Here is a 22,166-nt window from a genome sequence, read left to right on the forward strand (position 1 = left end):
GTCCGCCCCGGCAGGGATGGTGCTGGGTGTGTTACTTGATCGCCGCGGTCACGTCGTCGACGAGCTTCTGCCACGTCGTCGCCGGATCCGAGCCGTTGATGATCGCCGCCTCGGCGACGCCCCAGAACTCCCAGACCGCACCCATCGCCGGGATGGCGGGCATCGGCACGGCGTCGGCACCGACGGCCTGGAAGCCGGCGATGATCGGGTCGGATGCCGCGGAGTCGGCGGCCGCGGTCAGGGCGGGGAGGATGTTGCCGGCCTTGAAGAGCTCGAGCTGGACCTCTTCGGTGCCGATGTAGTTGACGAGGAAGTCGTTCGCGGCGACCTTGTTCTTGGACTCGGAGCTCACGAAGAAGCCCTTCACGCCGGCGAACGGCGAGGCTGTCTCACCCGTGGGGCTGGGGATCGGATCGATCGCGACGTTGATGCCCGCCTCGGTGGCCGCTCCGACGTTCCACGGACCGGTCAGCCAGAAGGCCGCGGTGCCGTCGAGGAACTGCTGCTTGGCGATCTCGCCGTCGATGTCGGTGTTCAGCGTGCCCGCTGCGCCCTGCGCTGCGAGCCAGTCGGAGAATGCCGTGCCGCCCGCGCTGCCGAGCTGGAGGTCGGCCGAGTCGTAGCTGCCCGAGTCGTCGGTGCCGAAGACGGGAGCACCGAACGCCGTCTGGAACGGGTAGAGGTGGTACGGGTTGCCCTCGGTGCCCTGCTCGACGACGAACGTGCCCTTGGCGACCATGTCGTCGAAGCTCGTGGGGGCTTCGGGGACCATGTCGGCGTTGCGCAGCACGGCGATGTTCTCGACCGCGTACGGAAGCATGTAGACCGTGCCGTCGTACGTCGCCGCCTGGAGGGCGACGGGAAGGTAGTCGGACGACGAGTCGCCGAGCTCGAGGGGCGCCACGACGCCGTTCGTCGACAGCTCGCCCAGCCAGTCGTGCGCACCCATGACCACATCAGGGCCCTTGCCGGTCGGAACCTGCTGGATGAAGTCGTCCTTCATGTCGTCGACCGACTTGCCGACGAGCTCGACCTTGACCCCGGTCTTGTCCTCGTAGGAGTCGGCGGCGCTCTGCAGCGCGTCGACGCGCTCCGCGTCGACCCAGACCGTCAGCGTGCCGCTGCTCTCACCGTCGGACGACGAGTCGCCGCCGTCGGTGCCGGTCGAGCAACCGGCAAGGGTAAGAGTCGAAACGAGCGCGATGGCTCCGGCGGCAACGATGCCCCTCTTGTTCACCTTCATTGGTGTGTGCCTCTCTGAATGCTGTGACCTGCAGGACTGCAAGCGCTTACAGTATGCAACGAGATCGGCGAGAATCGCAACGGAGACCCGCGTCGATATCAAGCTGTGACCGGGCCCCTCTGACCGGATCGTTGTGGAAACGCTTCCAAAGGCGCAGGAGAACACTGCTATCGATACACTTTGCTCATGGCTGACAGTTCCTTTGACATCGTCTCGAAAGTGGATCACCAGGAGGCCGAGAACGCCCTCAACCAGGCGCGCAAGGAGATCGAGCAGCGCTACGACTTCAAGGGCACCGGCGCGTCGATCGCCTGGAGCGGCGAGCAGATCCTGATCATCGCCGGCACCGAGGAGCGGGCGAACGCCGTTCTCGACGTCTTCCAGACCAAGCTCATCAAGCGCGGCATCTCGCTCAAGAGCCTGGAGTCCGGCGAGCCGTTCGCGAGCGGCAAGGAGTTCCGCATCACCTCCTCGCTCAAGGACGGCATCTCGTCGGAGAACGCGAAGAAGATCAACAAACTCATCCGCGACGAGGGCCCGAAGGGCGTGAAGAGCCAGATCCAGGGCGACGAGCTGCGCGTGCAGTCCAAGAGCCGTGACGATCTGCAGTCGGTGATCGCACTGCTCAAGGGCGCTGACCTCGACCTCGACCTGCAGTTCATCAACTACCGCTGAGCCCGGAGGACGAAGGGGACGGATGCTCGGCCTCCGTCCCCTTCGCTGTGCCCGCCAATCGCATTCTGATATATGGGTGCGGGTGCCCGAGACTGGACTGAGTCGCGTCCCGATGCGACAGACGATGCGGCGATGCATGACGCGCTGCCGAACCACGGTTCCGCGCTTCGCGGATCGCGGTTCCCGCCTTGTGGGGACTGGGCGCAGTCAGCTCCGTGCACGCCATCGTCTGTGGCCGGCGAGTGTTCTGAACACTCGCCGGCCACAGAAAATCTTCTGTACCAAATCCCGAGATCACGCACTGCCGGCGAGTGCCCATGCGCCTGCCGAGAAATGCGCCTGTGGATTGTTGGCATCGCGATCTACTTCGTGATGTAGTGGCCGTCCGGGCACATCATGGGGGGCCCGGATCTGGAAAGTAACTGGGGGCGGTCCATGAACAGCAACAACTCGATGACGAGTATCCGAGAAAGCAAGCAGCTTCTGGCAGAGGAGGTGTTCCAGCACATCGGCGCGCAGATCGTGAACGGCGTGTTGGAACCAGGGCATCGCATCCGCGATGTCGATGTGGCCGAAGAGCTGCATGTGTCGCGGACTCCGGTGCGAGAGGCGTTACAGCGCCTCGAGCGCCTCGGTCTCGTGACGATGTACCCGAGCAGATACACCGAGGTCACCGCGGTCACACCGGAGACCGTGGAGCAGACTCTCGAGTTCGCCGGATACCAGGCGGGAATGGCGGCGCGTATGGGCGTCGCCAGGATGACACAACAGGAACGAGAGAGCCTCGCGGCGCTCGTCGAGGAGATGTACATCGGGCTCGACGACGATGTGCACATCTCGAACACGCGGTGGTCGGTGTTCTCGTTTCTCAGCGAGCGCAGCCGCAACGTCCAGCACCAGGTGCTGATCAACGACGCGAGCCTGGCATTGTTCCGCAATCTGCGGGGATGGAACGTCCCCGAGAGCGACCGAGAGCGCATGCTCCAGGTCTATCGGGACTTCCGGGCCGCGGTGCTGAGCGGTGATGCAGACGAGGCCGAGCGCCTCGTCCGCCAGATGCACTACGTCTGATCGAGCGGTGAGGCGCGGCGCCTGATCATCATCGGCGCGCTGCCGACCATCCTCTGACCCACCTGTCGAGGCGGCGATACGCTTCCTCTCTCGCCTCATGGCGAGAGAGGAAGACGTCGTGCAGCGCACCGTCGATGCGCTCGACGGTGACCGACGGTCCGAGCTTGAGCGCTGCGCGGGCGATGTCGTCGACCACCAGCACCGAGTCTGCTCGGGTGAGGTCCTCTGACCACCGGGTAGGAGGCGCGAAGCGGGCAGAGAGCAGCACGCAGACGGGTGCATCGATCGACAGGCCGGCTGCGACCGCGGCGTGCCCCGACAGCACGGCGTGGAACCACCCGGCGTGCACGGCCATCGTCTGCGCCGGTCGCCAGAGGAGGTTGACCTCAACGGGGTCGTCGGGATCCGCGACCTCCTGCTGCGCGCGCGTGTAGAAGCCGAGATCAACCTGCGGGGCGACCTCCCGAGGGGCCCAGCGCGCCTGCAGCTCCGCCACCGGCGCGATCAACGGCCGCGCCGACGCGACCTGGAACTCCAACCAGGGGCTGTTCAGGATCACGGCGGCCGCGGTGTCCGGGTGTCGCGACGCCCACAGGCTCAGCGTGAGCCCTCCGGTGGAGTGCCCCAGCAGCACGAGACGACGGGCGGATGTCGTGCCTTCGGCGCCCCGCCCCATCGCCCCGAGGGCAGCGGCGATGTCCTCGTCATAGGCCGCCAGGTCGGTGATGTAGCCGGGCGTCTGGCCGTCGCGCAGGCTGCGCCCGTACTTGCGCAGGTCGAGCGCGTAGAAGCGCGCGCCCCGCGCCGTCCAGAACCGCGCGAGCCGCTTCTGAAAGAAGTAGTCCGACCACCCGTGCACGTACAGCACGTCGATGTCCTCGAGCAGGCGGCGGCTGCCCCGTAGACGCTCCCACCATGCCTGCACGTGGGGCAGAGCCCGCACGAGCGTGGCGACGACAGGCCCCTCGTCGTCGGCAGCGAGCTCGAGCGTCAGCTGCTCGAACTCGTCACCGAGCACGTCCGCTGTCCACTCAGGCATGCGGCCAGGCTAGCCGACCCCTCCCCGACTACTGCGGAGCGGTGTGTCCGACCGTGAGATTGCGCACAGCCGTCGTTGCGAGAGCAGCAGGATCAGCCGCCCCCGAGCCGTTGTCGTAGGTCACGAATCTGAGCCAGTCGATGCCCACCCGCACGTCGAGGATGTTCTCGCCGTACTCTCCGGAGCTCGCCTTGGCCGCATATGCTCCCTCGACCTCAACCGGTGCGGCGTCGAGCTTCTCGAACGCCCATGCCCCCGCCGGGAGCATGGTGAGCATCAGGTACGCCGCCCCTTCGTATTCGCTCGCCGAAGTCCGGAAATAGCAGATCCGCGATCCGTTCACGTATTCGTACACCTCTGCGGGGATGCTCCACCCTCCGAAGTCGGTGATGAGCCGCGCATCCGACACGCCGAACAGCGTGTTCACCTCCTGCTCGGTGATGAACCGCTCGCACGGGGTGCCGACGATCTCGCTGTCGAGGTACTCGACCTCGTGGAGAGTCGAGGCGGCCGACGCGACGAGACGCCGCATCGTCTCTTCCATCCGTGCGGTGTCCGCGCTCCCGAGTCCGGGCTCGTACACAGTAGCGGTGAGCAGCACGTCCCCGTCGGGGAACTCGAACGAGCAGGACCCGTCTTCACAGCGCGCCTGCTCGCCCCGGTAGCCCTGTCGCTCGGTCGCACCCGCGATCACGGCCTCCGCGCCCGGCACGAGCACGACCTCCCAGCTGCGCTCATACGTCACACCCGCAGAACAGGCGATTCCGCCCGCCCGCTGGAACATGTGCTGCGCGGGTCCCGGGATCCAGCTCATCCCCGGCAGCAACGAGAGCACCGGTTCGACAGGCGTCTCAGGCTCCCCCACGAGCGCGCTCATCTCGGCGGCGACATCGTCGCACGTCACGTCGAACGCCGATTCCGGATCGACGATCGGGTCGGGCGTCGGCGTCACGGATGCCGACGGGGACGCCGTCGGCTTCGGAGACGGAGCCGGCTCAGGAGCGCATCCGGAGACCAGAAGCAGAGTGGCCGTACCGAGCACGAGGAGAGAGCGCAGTCGCATGCGCCCAGCCTAGGGACGGCGACGCCCCGACACGCGAGACGCCGACAACGATCAGATGACGGTCACTCGCCGCGGGAGACGCGCACCATCTCGTCGCGCGGGACGACCTTGACGCGGGCTCGCTCGTGCGGAGCACCGAGGGCGACCTCGTGCTCATCGAGACGGTGCCAGCCGTCGAGATCGGTCCAACGGACGCCGCGCTCCTGCAGCAGAGCGGGGATCGCCTCTTCCGAGGGATCCTCCGGGTGCCACCACGAGCCCTGGTCGTTGATGATGTGGCGCACGGTCTCCATGGCGTCGGACTTCGTGTGACCGATCAGTCCCACCGGTCCGCGCTTGATCCAGCCGGTCGCGTAGATTCCGGTCATCTGCTGGTTCGAATCCTTCGCCAGCACCTGGCCCTCGCGGTTCGGGATCACGCCATGCTTCTTGTCGAACGGCACACCGGGAAGCGGCGAGCCGAAGTAGCCGATCGCGCGGTACAGCGACTGCAGCGGCACCTCGCGCATCTCGCCGGTGCCCACAGCGCCGCCCTGCCCGTCGGGCTTGGTGCGCTCGTAGACGAGAGCGGCGACCCGGCCGGTCTCGTCCTTGCGGACCTCGACCGGGCGTGCCCAGAAGTGCAGGTGCAGACGACGCGAGGCGGTGCCACCGGGGTTGTCGGCATCGCCTCTGGCGTCGTTGACCGACGGGCGCTTGCGCCACGACTGCAGGATGCGGTCGATGACCATGACCTGCTTGTTGCTGGCGACGGCATCCTTCGACGCGTCGTCGTAGTCGAAGTCCTCGTCGTAGACGACCATGTCGACGTCGCGCAGCTCGCCGAGCTCACGCAGCTCGAGAGGGGTGAACTTCACCTGGGCGGGCCCGCGGCGTCCGAACACGTGGACGTCGGTGACCGCGCTCGCCTTGAGTCCCTCGTAGACATTGTCGGGAACCTCGGTGACCAGCAGATCCTCGGCGTGCTTCGCCAGCATCCGCGCGACATCGAGCGCCACGTTGCCGTTGCCCAGCACGCCGACGGATGCGGCATCCAGCGGCCACTCGCGCGGCACGTCGGGGTGACCGTCGAACCAGCTCACGTAGTCCGCTGCACCGTAGGCGCCGACCGCGTCGATGCCGGGGATGTCGAGCGTGGTGTCGCGGATCGCGCCGGTGGCGAAGATCACCGCGTTGTAGTGCTTCTTCAGGTCGTCGAGGGTGATGTCCTCGCCGAAACGCACGTTGCCGAACAGGCGGATGTCACCGCGATCGAGCACATCGCGCAGGGCGTTGATGATGCCCTTGATGCGCGGGTGATCGGGGGCGACGCCGTAGCGCACGAGCCCGTAGGGCGCGGGGAGCTGCTCGAAGAGGTCGATCGAGACGTCGAACTTGCGCTCGGCCTTCAGCAGGATGTCGGCGGCATAGATGCCGGCGGGGCCCGCTCCGACGATGGCCAGTCTGAGCTTGGTCATAAGGGGTCCTTTCGTATGCCGTCACGCCCGGCGTACGCGGCCGAGGGCCGCGACACGCTCAGCTGGAGCGTTCGACGAGGGTCTCTGCGAAGCGGGTGAGCGCTTCGCGCACGGTGCCTCGCGGAAGCGGGGCGAGCGCGTCGATCGCATCCTGGGTCCAGGAATGCGCGAGCGCGAGAGTCTTCTGAGTGCCGACGTGGTCGCGGAGCTCGGTGAGCGGTCCGTCGAGGATCGCAGGGTCCTCACCCTCGGCGATGCGGGCGACCCCGTCGTCGATGCGAGCCGCGAGGTCGATCGAGGCCTCATCGGACTCGGCCTTCAGCAGCAGGTAGGGCATGGTCGGGACGCCGGCCCGCAGATCGGTGCCCGGCACCTTGCCGGTGTCCTCGGGCTTCGCCGACAGGTCGATCACGTCGTCGAGCAGCTGGAAGGCGACGCCGATCTTCTCGCCGTACACGCGCAGCGGCTCCTCGTACTCCGACGGGGCATTCGAGAAGATCACACCGCCCTGGGTCGCCGCGGCGATCAGGGAGCCGGTCTTATCAGCGAGCACCTGGATGTAGAACTCGATGGGGTCGTCGTCGGGCTGGGCGCCGATCGTCTCGTGCATCTGACCGAGGACGAGCCGCTCGAACGTGTCGGCCTGCAGGCGGATGGCCCGCTCCCCCAGGCGCGACATCAGCTGGCTTGCACGCGAGAACAGGATGTCGCCGGTGAGGATGGCGATGTTGTTGCCCCAGACGGTCTGCGCCGCAGGCACACCGCGGCGGCGGTCGGCGCCGTCCATGACGTCATCGTGGTACAGCGAGCCGAGATGGGTGATCTCGAGCGCCTTGGCGACGTCGATCACCTTCTCGGTGTTGCCGTCGCCGAGCTGGGCGGCGAGCAGCGTGAGCACGGGGCGGATGCGCTTGCCCCCGGCCTCGTAGAGATACCGGCTCGCAGCGTCTGCCAGAGGATCGGCAACGCGCACGTCGTCGGCGAGCCCGGTCTCGACGAGCTCTAGGCCGTCTTCGATCGCCTGAGCGATGCGTCGCCCAGCGGTGCCGATGAAGACACGGTCGCTGAAACCGAGACGGCTCGCCAGTCGCGAACCCGGGGCTACGCGGCTCGAAGTCACGTGCTCAGCCTACCTTCGTCAGACGTACGGGTTCGCGCGCGGTGTTCACGCAGGCTTGAACGCCCGGTGGAGCGCGACGATGCCGAAGGAGAGGTTGCGGTACTCGACCTCGGTCCAGCCGGCTTCGCGGATCCATACCGCGAGCTTCTTCTGATCGGGCCAGTCGCGGATCGACTCGTTCAGGTAGTCGTAGGCGTCGCCGTTGGTGCCGGCGACGCGCGCCACGCGGGGCAGCACCTGCGAGTTGTAGAACCGGTACGCGGCGCGGAACACGGAACCGGGAGGAGTGGAGAACTCGTTGATCACGAGGCGCCCGCCGGGCTTGGTCACGCGCAGCAGCTCGCGCAGCGCCTTCTTCGGGTCGTTCACGTTGCGGAGCGCATAGGACATCGTGACCGCGTCGAACTCCCCGTCGGCGAACGGCAGATCCGTTGCATCCGCCTGGACGAACGAGAGATTGCGGATGCTGCCGTGACGACGCTGCCCCTCGGCGAGCATGCCGGGCGAGAAGTCGGCGGCGACGACCTCTGCTCCGCTGCGCGCGAGAGATGCCGACGACGACGCCGTTCCCGCTCCGAGGTCGAGGATCTTCTCGCCGGGCTTCGGGGCGACGGCGCGGGTCGTGGCCGCGCGCCACAGTGCGTCGTTGCCGACCGTCATCGCCGTGTTGGTGCGGTCGTAGCCGGCCGCGACCTGGTCGAACATGCCGCTGACGCGGGCGGGGTCCTTGCCGAGATCGGCGCGGTTTGCTTCGTTCGAGGTCACGAGTCCAGTCTAGGCGCGAGGTGCAGCGCTTCGAGGCGGTCGAGCCAGAGATCCCCCGTCGCATCGTCGAACGGCGCGGTCCGGTCGCGCACACGCTGCTCGAGGTCGAGCGCCAGCGCTTCGAGCCTCGTCATGATCTCTGGCGGATACCCGTACTGCGCGCTGTGCTCCTCCCATTCGTCGCGGTCGTCGACCCAGATCCCGCGGTCGCCGTCGACGCGGACCACGTCGAGATCCATGTCGATGCCCACAGCCAGCAGGGGGTCGTCCGACCAGCGCACGTCCCAGCCGATGTCGATGTAGATGCGCATGGCCTTGGGGTGGTCGCGGTTGACCGTCAGCGCGTAGTCGGCCTGCCGCGGCACCAGGGTCACGTTCGGACCGGCCGTGACGAAGGATGCCCCGGGGCGTGCGCTGTGCCAGCCGGCGGGCTGCCCGAGCCAGTCACCCCACTCGTCGGCACCGAGGTACACGCACTCGTGCCGCCAGTGCGGGGATCCGTCCCACTTGCGCCACTGGAAGATCATCTCGGTGCCGGGGGCGGGTCGCGCATCGCTCATACTTTCAGCGTAGGCCGCGCACCGGACCTTCCTCCTGACCGAAGAACTAGGCTGGAGGGGTGAGCAGCAGGCTGGTCGTGGAGACCCGTGAGATCGATCCGGTCGAGGATCTCCTGGCATTCGCCGACCCGGCGCGGCCCCTCGCCTGGCTGCGCCGTGGTGACGGGATCGTCGCCGTGGGCGACGGGGTCGTCGAGACCATCAGCGTGTCGGCAGGCACAGCGCCGCTGCGCTCCGCCGCGATCGCCGACGCCTGGCGAGAGCTCGCGCAGGATGCCGAGGTCGACGACGAACTCGGACTCCCCGGCTCGGGCCTGGTCGCCTTCGGGGCGCTGACGTTCGACGAGGATTCCACGGCCGACAGCGTGCTGATCGTGCCATCACTCGTGATCGGGCGTCACAGCGGGCGCACCTGGCTCACCCGCATCCGCTCCTCCGCTTCCTCCCTCGCGACGGCGGACGAGGCGGCGACTCGCCAATACGGCCCGCACTGGGCAGGCACCGTGGGTCCCGGGGCTCAGAGCCCGCAGGGCTATCAGGATTCCGTACGGCAGGCCCTCGGTCGCATCGCGGACGGCGAGCTCAGCAAGGTCGTGCTCGCACGCGACCTCACCGGCAGCATCCCGTCAGGGTCCGACCTGCGCCGTCTCGTGCGAGCGCTGTCGACCGGGTACCCCGACACATGGGCGTTCGCCGTCGACGGACTGATCGGCGCGAGCCCCGAGACCCTCGTCACCGTGCAGCAGCGCACCGTGACCGCGCGCGTGCTGGCCGGAACCATCGGACGCGGAGCCGATGCGGACGCCGACACCGTGGCATCCGCTCATCTGGCGTCCAGCACGAAGGATCTCGACGAGCACGAGTACGCCGTGCAGAGCGTGCTCGCCTCTCTTCGTCCGCACACCCGGGTGCTCGCGGCGAGCGAGCAGCCGTTCCTGCTGAAGCTGCCGAACCTCTTCCATCTGGCGACCGACGTCGAGGGAGAGCTCGCCGACGGCGGCTCATCGCTCGACCTCGTCGGCGCTCTGCATCCCACCGCCGCCGTCGCAGGCACCCCGACCTCTGCGGCGATCGCGGCGATCCGCGAACTCGAGCCGTTCGACCGAGGCCGCTACGCGGGTCCGGTCGGATGGGTGGATGCCGCGGGCAACGGCGAGTGGGCGATCGCTCTGCGCTGCGCGCAGTTCTCCCCCGCCACCACCGACATCACCGTCACCGCGTACGCGGGCGCCGGCATCGTCACGGGCTCGGACCCCGAGTCCGAGATGCTCGAGACCCGAGTCAAGTTCCGCCCCCTGGTCGACGCCCTCGCCTGAGGGCACTCTCCCGCAATCAGCTCGCGGCGAGGCGCTTCTTCTCTGCCTCGACGTCGAAGGTCGCCTCTGGCCACTGCGGATCGATGCCCTGCAGCGCATCGAGCAGCAGCTCCTGCACCGCGAGACGGGCGAACCACTTGCGGTTGGCCGGGATCACATGCCACGGCGCCACGGTCGTCGAGGTGCGCTCGAACACGGTCTGATACGCGTCCATGTAGTCGTCCCACAGCAGCCGCTCGTCGACATCGCCCGGGTTGTACTTCCAGTACTTGTCCGGACGCTCGAGGCGCTCCATCAGGCGGGCCTTCTGCTCGTCGGGCGAGATGTGCAGCATCACCTTGATGATGCGGATGCCGGATGCCGCGGCGTCGGCCTCGAAAGCGTTGATCGCGTCGTAGCGACGCTCGATCTCGTCGGCGGGAGCCAGTGAGCGCACCCGACCGATGAGCACGTCTTCATAGTGGGAGCGGTCGAAGACGCCGATGAACCCCGGTTCGGGCAGACGAGGCGTGACGCGCCAGAGGAAGTCGTGAGCGAGCTCCTCATCGGTCGGCGCCTTGAACGCCGACAGCGCCACACCCTGGGGGTCGACTCCGCCGACGACGTGACGCACGATGCCGCCCTTGCCCGCCGAGTCCATGGCCTGCAGGATCAGCAGCACCGAGTCCTTCGCCACGCCCACCCGGCTCTCGGCGAACAGTCGCTCCTGCAGCTGGTTGAGTTCGTGCAGGCCCGCGGCGAGGTCGCGCGCACCGTCTGCCTTGGCCCCGTGATAGCCGGGAGTGCTCTCGGGATCGACGTCCGCGAGACGGAATCCGTCGCCGACCTGCAGGGTCTTGGCCCACTCATGCGCTGTCATGCGTTCATCCTGCCACTGCGCACTCGCACCGCGTGAAAAACGGGTCAGCGGGTGAGCGGAACCTCGATCAGCTGGCGCCCGCCGGCGGGGGTTGTGAGCACCTGGTCGAGGGCAGTGCGGGTCGTGACGCGCTGGTACTCCCAGCCGTAGGCGAGGGCGAGCTTCTCGAGACGCACGCTGTGCGGTGTGTAGAAGGCGCGGTCGAGGTCGGCGCGATCAGCCGTCGCTGCCACCTCGAGTCCGTCGAAGATCGTTCCGCCGCCGTCGTTGCCGACGATGACCTGCAGCCGCGGCTCGTCCTCGTCTGGCGGCAGCAGCAGCGCGCCCACATCGTGGAGGAACGCGAGGTCGCCCAGCAGCACCCGGGTGACTCCGGGAGCCCCGCCCGCCTGACTCGCCAGGGCGATGCCCGTCGCGGTGGCGATCGTGCCATCGATCCCCGCGAGTCCGCGATTGGCGTGCACCGGAACCTTCTTGCCGCCGAGCACCTCATCGGCGACCCTCACCAGGCGCGACGAGCCGAACACGAGGCGGTCGTGCGGCCAGGTCGCCCGCCATACGGCGTCGGCGAGCAGTGCGCGGTCGAGGGGGCGACGCACGGCTGCGAGCTCGGCCTTCACGGCATCGCGACGAGCGGTGAAGTCGCTGGAGGCGAGTCCGTCCTGATCGGGCGCGCGCTCGCTGAGATCGACGGTGTGCGCTGCGGATGCCGTGAGCCAGGCCCCGAGCCATTCGCGATCTGCGGTTCCGGGCACCACAGAGACGGATGCCGCGGAGGTCGTGCGTCCGTTGAGATTCAGCGCCTCGCCGCCTCGACGCACGGCGATCACGTCGACGTCAGCGCGTGACAGCAGTCGTGTCACCTCTCGGCTGAGCGTCGGATGCCCGAGCACCACCGCCCGCTCGATGCGCCCGCCGAGGTCGTCGTCGCTCAGCAGCGCCCGGTAGCCGTGCACGATCTGACGACCGAAGCGGGCGCCGCTGACGATCTCGGCGATCAGCGGCCAGGATCCTGCGTGAGCGATCTCCTCGGCATCCGCTCCGGCGTCCGCGCCGGCGATCACGACGGTTCGCGGGCCGCGATCGAGCACGAGCGACTCGGCGACAGGAGCCGTCGGTGCGTCGCCCGGAGCGATCTCGAGCGCGGGGATCTCGCCCGAGAGCGGTTCGCGAGAGGGCAGGTTCAGGTGCACGGGGCCGGCGACTCCGGGCAGGCCGTGCGCGGCATCCGCCCCCAGCGCCACCGCGACGGCGGGTTCGGCGAGACCCGACCAGTCGCCGTCGCCCGGCACGGGGGCGTCGATCTGCTCGCGCACCCAGGCTCCGAACAGGCCAGGCTGGATGGTCGCCTGGTTCGCGCCGACGCCACGGAGCTCGGGCGGCCGGTCGGCGGTCAGCAGCAGCAGAGGCACGCCGGAGTGGAACGCCTCCATCGCGGCGGGCAGCAGGTTCGCGGCGGCCGTGCCCGAGGTGCAGAGCACCGGAGTGGGAACCCCGGTCTCACGCGAGAGGCCGAGAGCGGTGAATCCCGCGACGCGCTCGTCGATGCGCACGTGCACACGCAGATGCCCCTGATTCGCGGCGTGCACCGCGGCGAGCGCGAGTGCCTGCGAGCGGGAGCCGGGTGAGAGGACGAGATCGCGTACTCCGTGGGCGATCAAGTCGGCGATCAGCGATGCCGCAGCATCCATCGCCGGCGATGCCGTCACGGACGCGGGTCCGGCGCGGGGCCGTCGTCGGTCTCGTCCTCGAGCCGCGCGAGCTCCTCTTCGAGGCGGCGGATGCGGGCATCCTGCTCGCTCTTGCTGATGCTGCGCAGGAACTGGGGGTCGTCGTCGGGAGCGACGATGCGGATCTCGCCCGCGTTGTCGTCCGCGCGGCGGCGGCCGATCGTGAACCAGAGGATCCCACCGATGACCGGGATGAGGATGACGATGACGATCCAGATCGCCTTGCGCACTCCGCGGTGCCGCGACGGCGGCTGGACGGCGCAGTCGACGATGCTGTACACCCAGAAGATGGCTGCCAGGAACCCGCCTACGATCAACAGTCTCGCCACCCCTCCAGTGTAGGCGGGTGAACGGGAGGTGGATCGGCCACGGCGGCGTGACGAGGGCTCAGAGCCCATTCCGACACCCGATTGTTAGACTGCGCGGATCATGCCCACCCCGTCGATGCGCCTGCGACAGCACGGTGCCGAGCGGATGCTGGTCCTCCGGATCGCTCTCGCCCTCGGCCTCGTCCTGCTGCTGGTCATCGGTGCGTGGTCGACGTCTCATGGCAAGGCCGATGCGCATGCCACCCTGTGCCTCGCACCCGGTGTGTCCGCTGCCGCGGCATCGACCTCCGGCCATCACGAGGGCGGAGTCACGGTCGTGGACGCGGTGTCGTCCGACGCCGGAACGGCTGCCGTCGCCGCCCTGTGCTGCATCCTGCTCGTGCTGCTGTTCCTGCGCTTCGGCCGCACCGCACCCCTCCTCGTGGGGAGCCGCGGGTTCGTGGCATCCGCTCCGACACGCGCCGGCCCTCGCCTGCACGTGCCCGCACTCACGCTCACTCAGCTCTCGCTCTCCCGCACCTGAATCAGGCACGCCGTCGTTCGGCAACCCCGGCCGCACCGCGGCATCCTCATCCCTGCCTGATATCACCCGTTGGAGAACCCCATGAAGACCCCTGTCAAGGCGACCCTGATCGCCATCGCCGCAGCCATCTTCCTCGCCATCGTCGGCATCGTCTTCGCGATGTCGCAGCGCGCCGCGGATCCTGCTCCGCCCGAGGGCGAGAAGCTGCAGACCGTCCGCACCGACTCGCACGTGCTCGACGAGGGTGGAGCGGATGCCGTCACCGTCGTCGAGTTCCTCGACTTCGAGTGCGAGGCGTGCGGCGCGTTCTATCCGATCGTCGAAGACCTGCGCGCGCAGTACGCGGGCGACATCACGTACGTCGTGCGGTACTTCCCCCTGCCGGGTCACATCAACTCCACCCAGGCCGCGCTCGCCGCCGAGGCCGCCGCGCAGCAGGACCGGTTCGAGGACATGTACCACCGCCTGTTCGAGACGCAGTCGCAGTGGGGCGAGCAGCCTCAGGAGACTCCGGAGGTGTTCCGCGGATTCGCCGCAGACCTCGGACTCGACATGGCGGCCTACGACGCTGCCGTCGCCGACCCCGCCACGCTCGCGCGAGTGCAGGCCGACAAGAGCGACGGTGAGAAGCTCGGCGTGCGCAGCACCCCCAGCTTCTTCATCGACGGCGAGCTCGTGGTGCTGCAAGCCTGGGGCGACCTCGAAGCGGCGATCGAGAAGGCCGTGAACGAGAAAGCCGTGAACGGCTGAGTCAGAGGAGCCCGCGCGCGACGAGCACCTCCTGATAGCCGCTGGCCTTGTCGTGGATCACCTGTCGACAGGCGATCAGCGACTCGATCTGCGCATCGAGTGCACGTTCGTGCGCACGCAGCAGGGCGAGTCGCTCGGCCTCATTGCCGCTGCCTGCGCGCACGAGGGCGGCGTATTCGCGCAGGAGCGCGATCGGGGCCCCGGACTCGCGGAGCCGCCCCAGCAGAGCGAGCCAGGCGAGCGAATCGTGCGCGTACACCCGCCGTCCGCCGGACGTGCGGGGGACATCACGCGGAAACAGGCCCTCGGCCTCGTACCAGCGCAGGGTGTGCACGCTCACGCCCGCCAGGCGCGCGAGCTCGCCGATGCTGAACGTGCGCGTCGTGTCGACGACATCAACCACGAGGACTCCTCCTTGACTTCGAGTGCACTCTAGATCGTACGGTCGAATCATGACAGCTCCTCTCGACATGATCGCCCGCCAGCAGCCGCTCTCGTCAGAGTTCGGCTACCGCTCCACCGCCGCCGAGGTGATCGCGGGCACGGACCTCGCCGGCAAGACCGCGATCGTCACCGGCGGGTACTCCGGCCTCGGTCTCGAGACGGTGCGCGCGCTCGCCGATGCCGGTGTGCGTGTGATCGTTCCTGCACGGCGTGTGGACGCGGCGCAGAAGGCGCTCGACGGGATCGCTGCGGCAGAGGTGCGCGGCACCGATCTCGGCGACCTCGACTCTGTGGCGGCCTTCTCGGAGTCCGTGCGCCGCGACGGTCAGACGATCGACCTCGTGCTGAACGTCGCCGGCATCATGGCCACCCCGTTCGGTCACACGGCGCAAGGCTTCGAGTCGCAGTTCGGCACCAATCACCTGGGTCACTTCGCGCTGGTCGGCGGCGTGGCCGACCAGCTGTCAGACCACGCCCGCGTGATCTCCTACTCATCCGGCGGGCACTTCCGCTCCCCCGTGCGGTTCGACGACATCGACTTCGCGACGACGCCCTACGACCCGTGGGTCGCGTACGGGCAGTCGAAGACAGCGAACGCGCTGTTCGCGGTGGGCCTCGCACGACGCGGCGCCGATCGCGGCATCCTCGCCTTCTCGGTTCACCCCGGAGGGATCATGACCGAGCTGCAGCGGCATGTTCCCCGCGAGGAGCTGCTCTCCCGCGGCTGGATCGACGACGACGGCACCCCGAATCCGCGTTTCAAGACGCCGGCTGAAGGCGCCTCCACAGGACTCTGGGCCGCGACCGCCGCGGCGCTGATCGAGCGTAGCGGCGCGTATTGCGAGGACTGCTCGATCAAGAGGATCGTCACACCCGATCACAGCGACATGACCAGCGGCGGGGTGAAGGAATGGGCGATCGACCCCGAAGCCGCCGAGCGGCTGTGGGCGCTCTCGGTCAGCAGGACGGGCGTCGACGCCTTCGCCTGAGCGATGGCTGAGGTCAACCGCGATCCAGACGCAGGATGCGGTCGTCGCCGTCGGAGGGGGTGCCGCGGCCGTCGGTGTTGTTCGTGAGAACCCAGACCTCTCCTGAGGGCCCGACCACGACATCGCGCAGGCGTCCGAGTTCGCCCGTGAATCGCTCAGTGCCGGCCGTCAGGTCGTCGAGCGGCACGACGCGCAGGCGCTCGCCGCGCAGGTTGGCGATGAGGATGTCGGATCCGGTGACCGCGATGCCGCTCGGGCTGGCCTCATCCGGCGACCACTGCTGCACGGGGTCGATGAACTCGTCGTCGTCGGCGATCCCCTCGACCTCGGGCCAGCCGTAGTTGCCACCGGCCTCGATCACGTTGAGCTCGTCCCAGGTGTCCTGACCGAACTCGCTCGCGTACATCGCACCCTCGGCATCCCAGCCGATGCCCTGCGGATTGCGGTGCCCAAAGCTGAATACGGGTGAGCCCTCGAAGGGGTTGTCGTCGGGGATGTCTCCCTCGGGGGTGAGTCGCAGGATCTTGCCCGACAGGGCATCGACGTCCTGCGCGCTGTCGCGGTCACCGGCGTCGCCGGTCGTGATGTACAGCATCCCGTCCGGGCCGAACGCGATGCGTCCGCCGTTGTGATTTCCCGCCGCCGGGATGCCGTCGACCACCGTCGTCGGCTCGCCGAGCGAGAGATCCCCCGCCTCCCCGGTGATCGCCCGCCGCTCGACGCGGTTCTCGTCCTGTGCGGTGAAGTAGGTGAACAGCTCGCCGTCGTGCACCGCGAGTCCGAGCAGCCCGCCCTCGCCGGCGGGTGCGACGCCGTCGATCACGGCGACCTCACGGGTCTCGCCGTCATCGGTGATCTCGAGCACACGCGCGCTGTCGCGCTCGCTCACGAGCGCGACGCCGTCGTGGAAGGCGATCGACCAGGGCGCGTCGAGCCCTTCGACGATGGAGTCGGTGCCGACCTCGGGCATCGGTGCAGGCTGCGACGCGCAGGCCGTGAGCAGGGCGACGGATGAGGTCGCGAGCGCGATCGAGGCTCGCCGTCGTGCGGTTGACGAGCGGGTGGGCCGATGCGCGGGCATGAGTCCATTCAAAGTGATGTCCTGTCGCACCGCCAGTACCGCACCGCCGTTGCCGCACCACACCTGCCGCCTCACCGCTGCCACTTCCGGTCGCAGTTTGTGCCGTCGGAATGGCGCGCTGACGACTCGAAGTGCGACCGGAAGATCGGGAAGCGGCACGAACTGCGACAGGAACGTCCCCCTCCGGAAAGCGCGTCGTCCTCGCTACGCTGAGCGCATGACCGAGGCGCGAACCCCCACGCATCCCGTGCTCGCCGTCGTGCGGCGGATACCGGCGACTCTCACGATGGTCGCTCTGATCCTCATCGTCGGAGTGGCGTGGCAGGGGCTGTGGAGTCCGTTCGAGAAGACCGACCTGTTCGCGGACGTCGCCTACGGACTGCCGAACTTCCTCGACGGCAAGTGGTGGACGCCCCTCACCGGCACCTTCTTCGTCAACGCGCCCTGGGTCTACCTCTTCACGATCTCGGGGTTCTGGGGCATGGCGTACCTCGAGTTCCGGCGGGGTTCCCGAGTAGCCCTCGCTTACTACTGGGTCGGCCAGCTCTTCGCGATGTTCGCGACTGCTCTGGTGCTCGCCTTCGCCTCGCAGCTGCCGTGGGCGTGGGCCGAAGCCCAGGCTCAGGCGCTCGACGTCGGTGCCTCCGGGGGCACCATGGCGTGCATCGCCGCCGCCGTCGGGCTGTTCCGCCCGCCGTGGCGCGTGCGCGGCTGGCTCATCCTTCTCGGGTTCGTCTTCATCGCGATGCTGTTCTGGGGCGCACTCGCCGACCTCGAGCACCTGCTCGCGGTGCTGCTGATCCTGTTCGCCGACCGCACTCTGCGCGTGCAGCGGACAACGGTGCGCGAGCAGCGCCTCATCGCGGTCGTCGCTCTGCTGGTGCTGGGCGCGGTCGAGATCATCACGACGCTGGTGGCTACCGACGGCCCGTTCGGTCCGACGGATCCCGCGTCCGGCGGGTTCATCGATCTGGCGATCGATCTCGTGATCATCGTCGTGCTCGTGAACGGGCTTCTGCGAGGCCGACGCTGGTCGTGGGTGCTCGTCATCCTGCTGGGCCTCTTCAACGTCCTGCTCGGGGCGCTCGTCCTCACCCTGATCACCGTCTTCTCGCAGGCCGATGTCGATCTGCGCTGGGACGGCGAGACCGAACTCGCTCTCGCGAACGGCTTCCTCTGGCTGGTCCTGCTCGTCTACCTGATCGCCGTGCGACGGGCGTTCCGGGCGAAGCGGAAGTCCCTCCTCGGCATCCAGCCGGCCCCCTCGGTCGACGAGGTGAAGGCCGAGCTGCGCGCGCACGGCGGCGGCACCCTGTCGTGGATGACGACCTGGGAGGGCAACAGCTACGCACGCACCGCCGCGGGGATCGTGGCGTATCAGCGGCGGGCCGGCGTCGCGCTCGCGCTCGCGGATCCGATCGGCCCGGCGGATGCCCGCGCAGACGCCGTGACGGACTTCATCCGCACCTCGGAGAACGCGGGCCTCGTGCCGTGCTTCTTCAGCGCGGACGACGCCACCCGCCGGGCGGTGCCGTCGACGTGGAGGAGCATCGTCGTCGCGGACGACACGATCGTCGACCTGCCGGGCCTCGAGTTCACGGGCAAGCGCTGGAACTCGGTGCGGACCTCGCTGAACCGCGCGGGTCGTGACGAGATGACGTTCAAGATGACGCACCTGAAAGCCGAGTCGTGGGGGGTGCAGCAGCAGCTGCGGGCGATCTCCGAGGCGTGGGTCGGCGACAAGGACCTGCCCGAGATGCGCTTCACGCTCGGAACGCTCGAGGAAGCGGAGGATCCGGAGGTGCGTCTCGCCCTGGCGCTGGCTCCGAACGGCGACGTCGACGGATTCCTGTCGTGGCTTCCCGTCTACGGCGAGGGAGGCACCGTGCGCGGCTGGACGCTCGACCTCATGCGTCGGCGGGAGGGCGGCTTCGCCCCGGTGATGGAGTACCTGATCGGTTCGTCCGCCCGGCAGTTCTCGGAGGAAGGGGCGGAGATCATGTCGCTCTCGGGAGCACCGCTCGCCCACGACTACCCGCCGGATGCCGGCATGATCGCCGCGCTGAGCGATCGTCTCGCCGAAGCCCTCGAGCCCGTCTACGGGTTCGGATCGCTGCACCGCTTCAAGCAGAAGTTCCACCCGCGCTACGAGACCATGTACCTGCTGTTCCGCGACGAGGCCGACCTCGCGGCCATCGGCACGGCCCTCACCCGGGCGTTCCTGCCGGATGCGACACTGCGGCAGTTCGCGGGCGCGGGGCTCGAACTGGTCCGAGGCAGCAAGGACTGATCAGTCCGTCGCGTTGCGCGTGGGCTCACCCGCGAGGGGTGAGCCCACGTGCGCCGAGCGACTCTCGAAGCCAGGATGAAGGCACCGTCGAGGAAGGACCCACCGATGACCGACACTGCTGCGCCCATCGTTTCTGCGCCCGTCACCTTCGCGAACTTCGCCCGTGTCGAGAGCGCGCGCATGTTCGACGCGATCGCCTCCGCCGCCGGTGGGTCGAACCGCTGGAACCACTACCGCGTTCCGACACCGGTCGACCAGCAGACGGTGATCAGGATGAACCGCGACACCCTGTACAGCGCCGCGATCATCGACGTCTCGCGCGGCGCGACCATCACGATCCCCGATGCGGGCGACCGGTACATCTCGGTGATGCTCGTCAACGAGGGCCACTACATCAACCGCGTGCTCCATGACCCCGGCACTCACGAGCTGTCGGCGCAGGACCTCGGCTCCGACTTCGTCCTCGCAGCGGTGCGCGTGCTGGTGGATTCGGAGGATCCCGACGACGTCGCCACGGTGAACGCACTGCAAGATGGCTTCGTGGTGGCATCGGTCGGAGCCGGCGAGTTCCCCGCCCCTGTCTACGACGAGGAGAGCTTCGCCGAGACGCGCGGGGCGATCCTGACCCTGGCGAAAGGGCTCGGCGGGTTCGAACGCTGCTTCGGCCGGGCCGATGACGTCGACCCCATCCGCCACCTGCTCGCCACCGCGGCCGGCTGGGGCGGGCTCCCGGAACACGAGGCGTTCTACATCAATGTCGATCCTCGCCTGCCTCTCGGCGAGTACACGCTGCGTGTACTCGCCGACGTGCCCGTCGACGGCTTCTGGTCGGTGTCGCTGTACGACGGAGACGGATACTTCGCCCCGAATGATCAGGGGGCGTACAGCGTCAACAGCGTGACGGGCGTACGGGATGCCGACGGCTCGATCACGATCCGATTCGGCGGTGATCTCGACCGGCCGAATGCACTCCCCCTCCCTGACGGGTGGAACTACCTCGTCCGTCTCTATCGCCCGCGACCCGAGGTCCTCGACGGCACGTGGTCGTTCCCGAGCCTCCGGGAATCCTGACGCGGCAGCGCCCGCTCGACCTCTTCAGCCGTCGCGTGGCGGCTTGCGCATCCTCTTGACATCGGTGCGCCGCTTCTTGGCGGTCAGCCGACGCTCCTTCGAGCCGCGGCTGGGCTTCGTCGCCCGCCGCTGAGGTGCCGGCGGACGCAGGGCCTCGGCGACCAGTGCCACGAGTCGCTCCCGTGCGGCGTCGCGGTTGCGCAACTGGGCGCGGTGCTCGGAGGCGGCGATCGTGAGCACTCCGTTCACGAGACGGCCGCCCAGTCGCTCGACGATGCGGTCACGTTGGTACGGGGTCAGCGCGGAGCTGTTCGCAGCATCCCACCCGAGCTCGACGCGCGAGTCCGCCGTGTTCACGCCCTGCCCACCCGGCCCCGACGAGCGCGAGAAGCGCCACGACAGCTCGGCCTCGGGGATCGTCAGACCGGACGAGACCCGGAGCCCTGGACGGTGGGTTGACGGCATGCTTCCATCATCCCTCCCGTCCGGTCAGTTGTCGGCACGTGCGAGATCCACCGGCACGACAGCATCCTCATCGGCAGGCCCGCGCTTCGCGGTGTTCGCGATGTGCGCGCGGCCGACGACGATCGCAGCGATGACCATGAGCGCCGCGCCGAGCCAGTACGGAGCCGCGTGGCTGACGGTGACGTAGAGAGCACCCGCGATCAGCGGTGCGACGGTGTTCATCGCCGCGGCGAGAGACTGGGTCGCTCCTCCCAGCCAGCCCTGCTCGTCGTCACCGACAGCGTTCGACATGGCTCCGTCCATCGCCGCCTGCGAGGCGCCCTGACCCGCCGCGAGCAGAAGCGCACCGACGATGAACACCCACGGCTGCGCGAAGATCGAGGCGACGACCGCGAGGCCGATCAGGCCGATCATCTGCGCGACGATGCCGCTCACGATCACGCCGCGCTCGCCGATGCGAGGCAGCAGGATGCCGAGCAGCACACCCTGGATGAGGATGTCGATGATGCCGACGCAGGCCGTGAGAAGACCTATCTGGGTCGGCCCCCAGCTGATCGAATCGAGCGCCAGCACGCTGAAGTTGTTGACGAAGAAGCCGAACGGCAGTGCCAGCAGACCGAAGCCGATCATGAGGCCCCGGAGCTCCTTGCGGCTGAACGCGTCCTTGAAGACGGCGAACGGCTGCAGGTCGCGCACGGCGATGCGCGGGATGCGGTTCTCGGGCTTCAGGCTCTCGGGGAGCAGGAAGATGCTGAGGATCGCGATGACGAGTCCGACCGCTGCGGTGAGGAAGACCGGGAGCTGCAGGCTCACGGCGGCGAGGAGGCCTCCGATCGCCGGGCCGATCATCATGCCGATTCCCGACAGGGCCCCGAGCAGTCCGAACCGCTGAGCGCGCTTCTCCGGCGGGGTGATGTCGGCGAGATAGGCGAAGAGGGCGGGCATGTCTCCCGCGGTGAGGCCCTGGATGACGCGGGCGAGCACGAGCACCCAGATCGCTCCGCCGATGCCGAACAGCGTCATGGCGAACGCGGCGCCGAACGCGGCACCGATGATGACGGGTCGGCGGCCGAAGCGGTCGGAGAGCCGGCCGAGGAAGGGGGCGACCAGGAAGGCGCACAGGCCGTTGATCGCTTCGAGCACGCCGACCCAGATCGCGAGATCACCCTCATGCGAGACGTATTGCAGCACGACGAAGGGCAGGACGGGGAGGACGACGGTCATGCCGATGACGGTGAGCATCGTCAGCACGATGAGCATGATCCAGGCGCGCTTTTCGCCGCGCGCAGGCGGGTTCGTAAGTGAAGTCACTCCGAAACTGTATCA

22 protein-coding genes are annotated in these 22,166 nt (G+C 68.4%); 8 read left to right on the forward strand and 14 right to left on the reverse strand.

Translation table 11 applies throughout. The features are described from left to right. Positions 1 to 31 precede the first annotated feature (31 nt). The gene (locus OD997_RS08440; protein ID WP_434331172.1) at positions 32 to 1,243 is read right to left on the reverse strand and encodes a sugar ABC transporter substrate-binding protein; all 1,212 of its coding nucleotides are present in this window, start codon (positions 1,241 to 1,243) and stop codon (positions 32 to 34) included. A 186-nt stretch (positions 1,244 to 1,429) separates the two neighbouring features. Here OD997_RS08440 and OD997_RS08445 point away from each other — a divergent pair, with 186 nt between their 5' ends. After that, a complete protein-coding gene (locus tag OD997_RS08445; protein WP_434331173.1) occupies positions 1,430 to 1,918 on the forward strand; it encodes a YajQ family cyclic di-GMP-binding protein in 489 nt (162 codons plus the stop codon). Positions 1,919 to 2,353: 435 nt separating this feature from the next. Beyond that, the gene (locus OD997_RS08450; protein WP_434331174.1) at positions 2,354 to 2,989 is read left to right on the forward strand and encodes a GntR family transcriptional regulator; all 636 of its coding nucleotides are present in this window, start codon (positions 2,354 to 2,356) and stop codon (positions 2,987 to 2,989) included. 28 nt (positions 2,990 to 3,017) lie between these two features. Here OD997_RS08450 and OD997_RS08455 read toward each other — a convergent pair whose 3' ends face one another. The 6 genes from OD997_RS08455 to OD997_RS08480 all read right to left on the reverse strand — a co-directional run bounded on the left by OD997_RS08455 (position 3,018) and on the right by OD997_RS08480 (position 8,993). Continuing rightward, positions 3,018 to 4,028, reverse strand: coding sequence for an alpha/beta hydrolase (locus OD997_RS08455; protein ID WP_434331175.1), 1,011 nt, complete (start codon positions 4,026 to 4,028; stop codon positions 3,018 to 3,020). A gap of 28 nt (positions 4,029 to 4,056) precedes the next feature. Next, entirely contained in the window at positions 4,057 to 5,091 is a 1,035-nt protein-coding gene (locus tag OD997_RS08460; protein ID WP_434331176.1) for a hypothetical protein, read from the reverse strand. Positions 5,092 to 5,153: 62 nt separating this feature from the next. Beyond that, complete coding sequence (locus OD997_RS08465) at positions 5,154 to 6,548, reverse strand: FAD-dependent oxidoreductase (protein ID WP_434331177.1); 1,395 nt, start codon at positions 6,546 to 6,548, stop codon at positions 5,154 to 5,156. A 58-nt stretch (positions 6,549 to 6,606) separates the two neighbouring features. Next, entirely contained in the window at positions 6,607 to 7,668 is a 1,062-nt protein-coding gene (locus tag OD997_RS08470) for a polyprenyl synthetase family protein (protein WP_056312913.1), read from the reverse strand. 45 nt (positions 7,669 to 7,713) lie between these two features. Continuing rightward, positions 7,714 to 8,373, reverse strand: coding sequence for a ubiquinone/menaquinone biosynthesis methyltransferase (locus OD997_RS08475; protein ID WP_434332356.1), 660 nt, complete (start codon positions 8,371 to 8,373; stop codon positions 7,714 to 7,716). Positions 8,374 to 8,429: 56 nt separating this feature from the next. Further along, positions 8,430 to 8,993 (reverse strand): hypothetical protein, encoded by a 564-nt coding sequence (locus tag OD997_RS08480; RefSeq protein WP_434331178.1) that lies wholly within the window; start codon positions 8,991 to 8,993, stop codon positions 8,430 to 8,432. A gap of 59 nt (positions 8,994 to 9,052) precedes the next feature. Here OD997_RS08480 and OD997_RS08485 point away from each other — a divergent pair, with 59 nt between their 5' ends. After that, positions 9,053 to 10,309 carry an isochorismate synthase gene (locus tag OD997_RS08485; RefSeq protein WP_434331179.1) on the forward strand — a complete coding sequence of 419 codons (1,257 nt, stop codon included), beginning with the start codon at positions 9,053 to 9,055 and terminating at the stop codon, positions 10,307 to 10,309. 16 nt (positions 10,310 to 10,325) lie between these two features. Here the strand turns inward: OD997_RS08485 and OD997_RS08490 are convergent, their stop codons facing one another. Genes OD997_RS08490 through OD997_RS08500 form a run of 3 tightly spaced genes read right to left on the reverse strand, consistent with a single transcriptional unit; the run spans position 10,326 to position 13,227 of the window. Then, positions 10,326 to 11,168 (reverse strand): polyphosphate kinase 2 family protein, encoded by an 843-nt coding sequence (locus OD997_RS08490; protein ID WP_434331180.1) that lies wholly within the window; start codon positions 11,166 to 11,168, stop codon positions 10,326 to 10,328. A gap of 44 nt (positions 11,169 to 11,212) precedes the next feature. Next, positions 11,213 to 12,859 (reverse strand): 2-succinyl-5-enolpyruvyl-6-hydroxy-3-cyclohexene-1-carboxylic-acid synthase, encoded by a 1,647-nt coding sequence (gene menD / locus OD997_RS08495; RefSeq protein WP_434332357.1) that lies wholly within the window; start codon positions 12,857 to 12,859, stop codon positions 11,213 to 11,215. 14 nt (positions 12,860 to 12,873) lie between these two features. After that, positions 12,874 to 13,227: a PLDc N-terminal domain-containing protein gene (locus tag OD997_RS08500; RefSeq protein WP_434331181.1), complete on the reverse strand. Its 354-nt coding sequence runs from the start codon at positions 13,225 to 13,227 to the stop codon at positions 12,874 to 12,876. 100 nt (positions 13,228 to 13,327) lie between these two features. On the opposite strand from OD997_RS08500, the gene OD997_RS08505 reads away from it, so the two are divergent. Continuing rightward, positions 13,328 to 13,750 (forward strand): hypothetical protein, encoded by a 423-nt coding sequence (locus tag OD997_RS08505; protein WP_434331182.1) that lies wholly within the window; start codon positions 13,328 to 13,330, stop codon positions 13,748 to 13,750. An 81-nt stretch (positions 13,751 to 13,831) separates the two neighbouring features. Beyond that, entirely contained in the window at positions 13,832 to 14,500 is a 669-nt protein-coding gene (locus OD997_RS08510; protein ID WP_434331183.1) for a DsbA family protein, read from the forward strand. A 1-nt stretch (position 14,501) separates the two neighbouring features. Here the strand turns inward: OD997_RS08510 and OD997_RS08515 are convergent, their stop codons facing one another. After that, a complete protein-coding gene (locus tag OD997_RS08515) occupies positions 14,502 to 14,903 on the reverse strand; it encodes a MerR family transcriptional regulator (protein ID WP_434331184.1) in 402 nt (133 codons plus the stop codon). Between the two features lie 49 nt (positions 14,904 to 14,952). Between OD997_RS08515 and OD997_RS08520 the strand changes: the two genes are divergently transcribed. Further along, complete coding sequence (locus OD997_RS08520) at positions 14,953 to 15,933, forward strand: oxidoreductase (protein WP_434331185.1); 981 nt, start codon at positions 14,953 to 14,955, stop codon at positions 15,931 to 15,933. 13 nt (positions 15,934 to 15,946) lie between these two features. On the opposite strand, the gene OD997_RS08525 is transcribed toward OD997_RS08520, so the two are convergent. Beyond that, positions 15,947 to 17,014, reverse strand: a complete 1,068-nt coding sequence (locus tag OD997_RS08525; protein WP_434331186.1) for a PQQ-dependent sugar dehydrogenase — start codon at positions 17,012 to 17,014, stop codon at positions 15,947 to 15,949. A 217-nt stretch (positions 17,015 to 17,231) separates the two neighbouring features. On the opposite strand from OD997_RS08525, the gene OD997_RS08530 reads away from it, so the two are divergent. Next, positions 17,232 to 19,304 carry a bifunctional lysylphosphatidylglycerol flippase/synthetase MprF gene (locus OD997_RS08530; protein WP_434331187.1) on the forward strand — a complete coding sequence of 691 codons (2,073 nt, stop codon included), beginning with the start codon at positions 17,232 to 17,234 and terminating at the stop codon, positions 19,302 to 19,304. A gap of 105 nt (positions 19,305 to 19,409) precedes the next feature. Next, positions 19,410 to 20,375 carry a DUF1214 domain-containing protein gene (locus OD997_RS08535; RefSeq protein WP_434331188.1) on the forward strand — a complete coding sequence of 322 codons (966 nt, stop codon included), beginning with the start codon at positions 19,410 to 19,412 and terminating at the stop codon, positions 20,373 to 20,375. 24 nt (positions 20,376 to 20,399) lie between these two features. Here OD997_RS08535 and arfB read toward each other — a convergent pair whose 3' ends face one another. Further along, positions 20,400 to 20,840, reverse strand: a complete 441-nt coding sequence (gene arfB / locus OD997_RS08540; RefSeq protein WP_434331189.1) for an alternative ribosome rescue aminoacyl-tRNA hydrolase ArfB — start codon at positions 20,838 to 20,840, stop codon at positions 20,400 to 20,402. A 24-nt stretch (positions 20,841 to 20,864) separates the two neighbouring features. After that, complete coding sequence (locus OD997_RS08545) at positions 20,865 to 22,151, reverse strand: MFS transporter (protein WP_434331190.1); 1,287 nt, start codon at positions 22,149 to 22,151, stop codon at positions 20,865 to 20,867. Between the last annotated feature and the right edge of the window lie 15 nt (positions 22,152 to 22,166).

Source organism: Microbacterium sp. CGR1, assembly GCF_051062835.1.
In the GTDB taxonomy this organism is placed as follows: Bacteria; Actinomycetota; Actinomycetes; order Actinomycetales; family Microbacteriaceae; genus Microbacterium.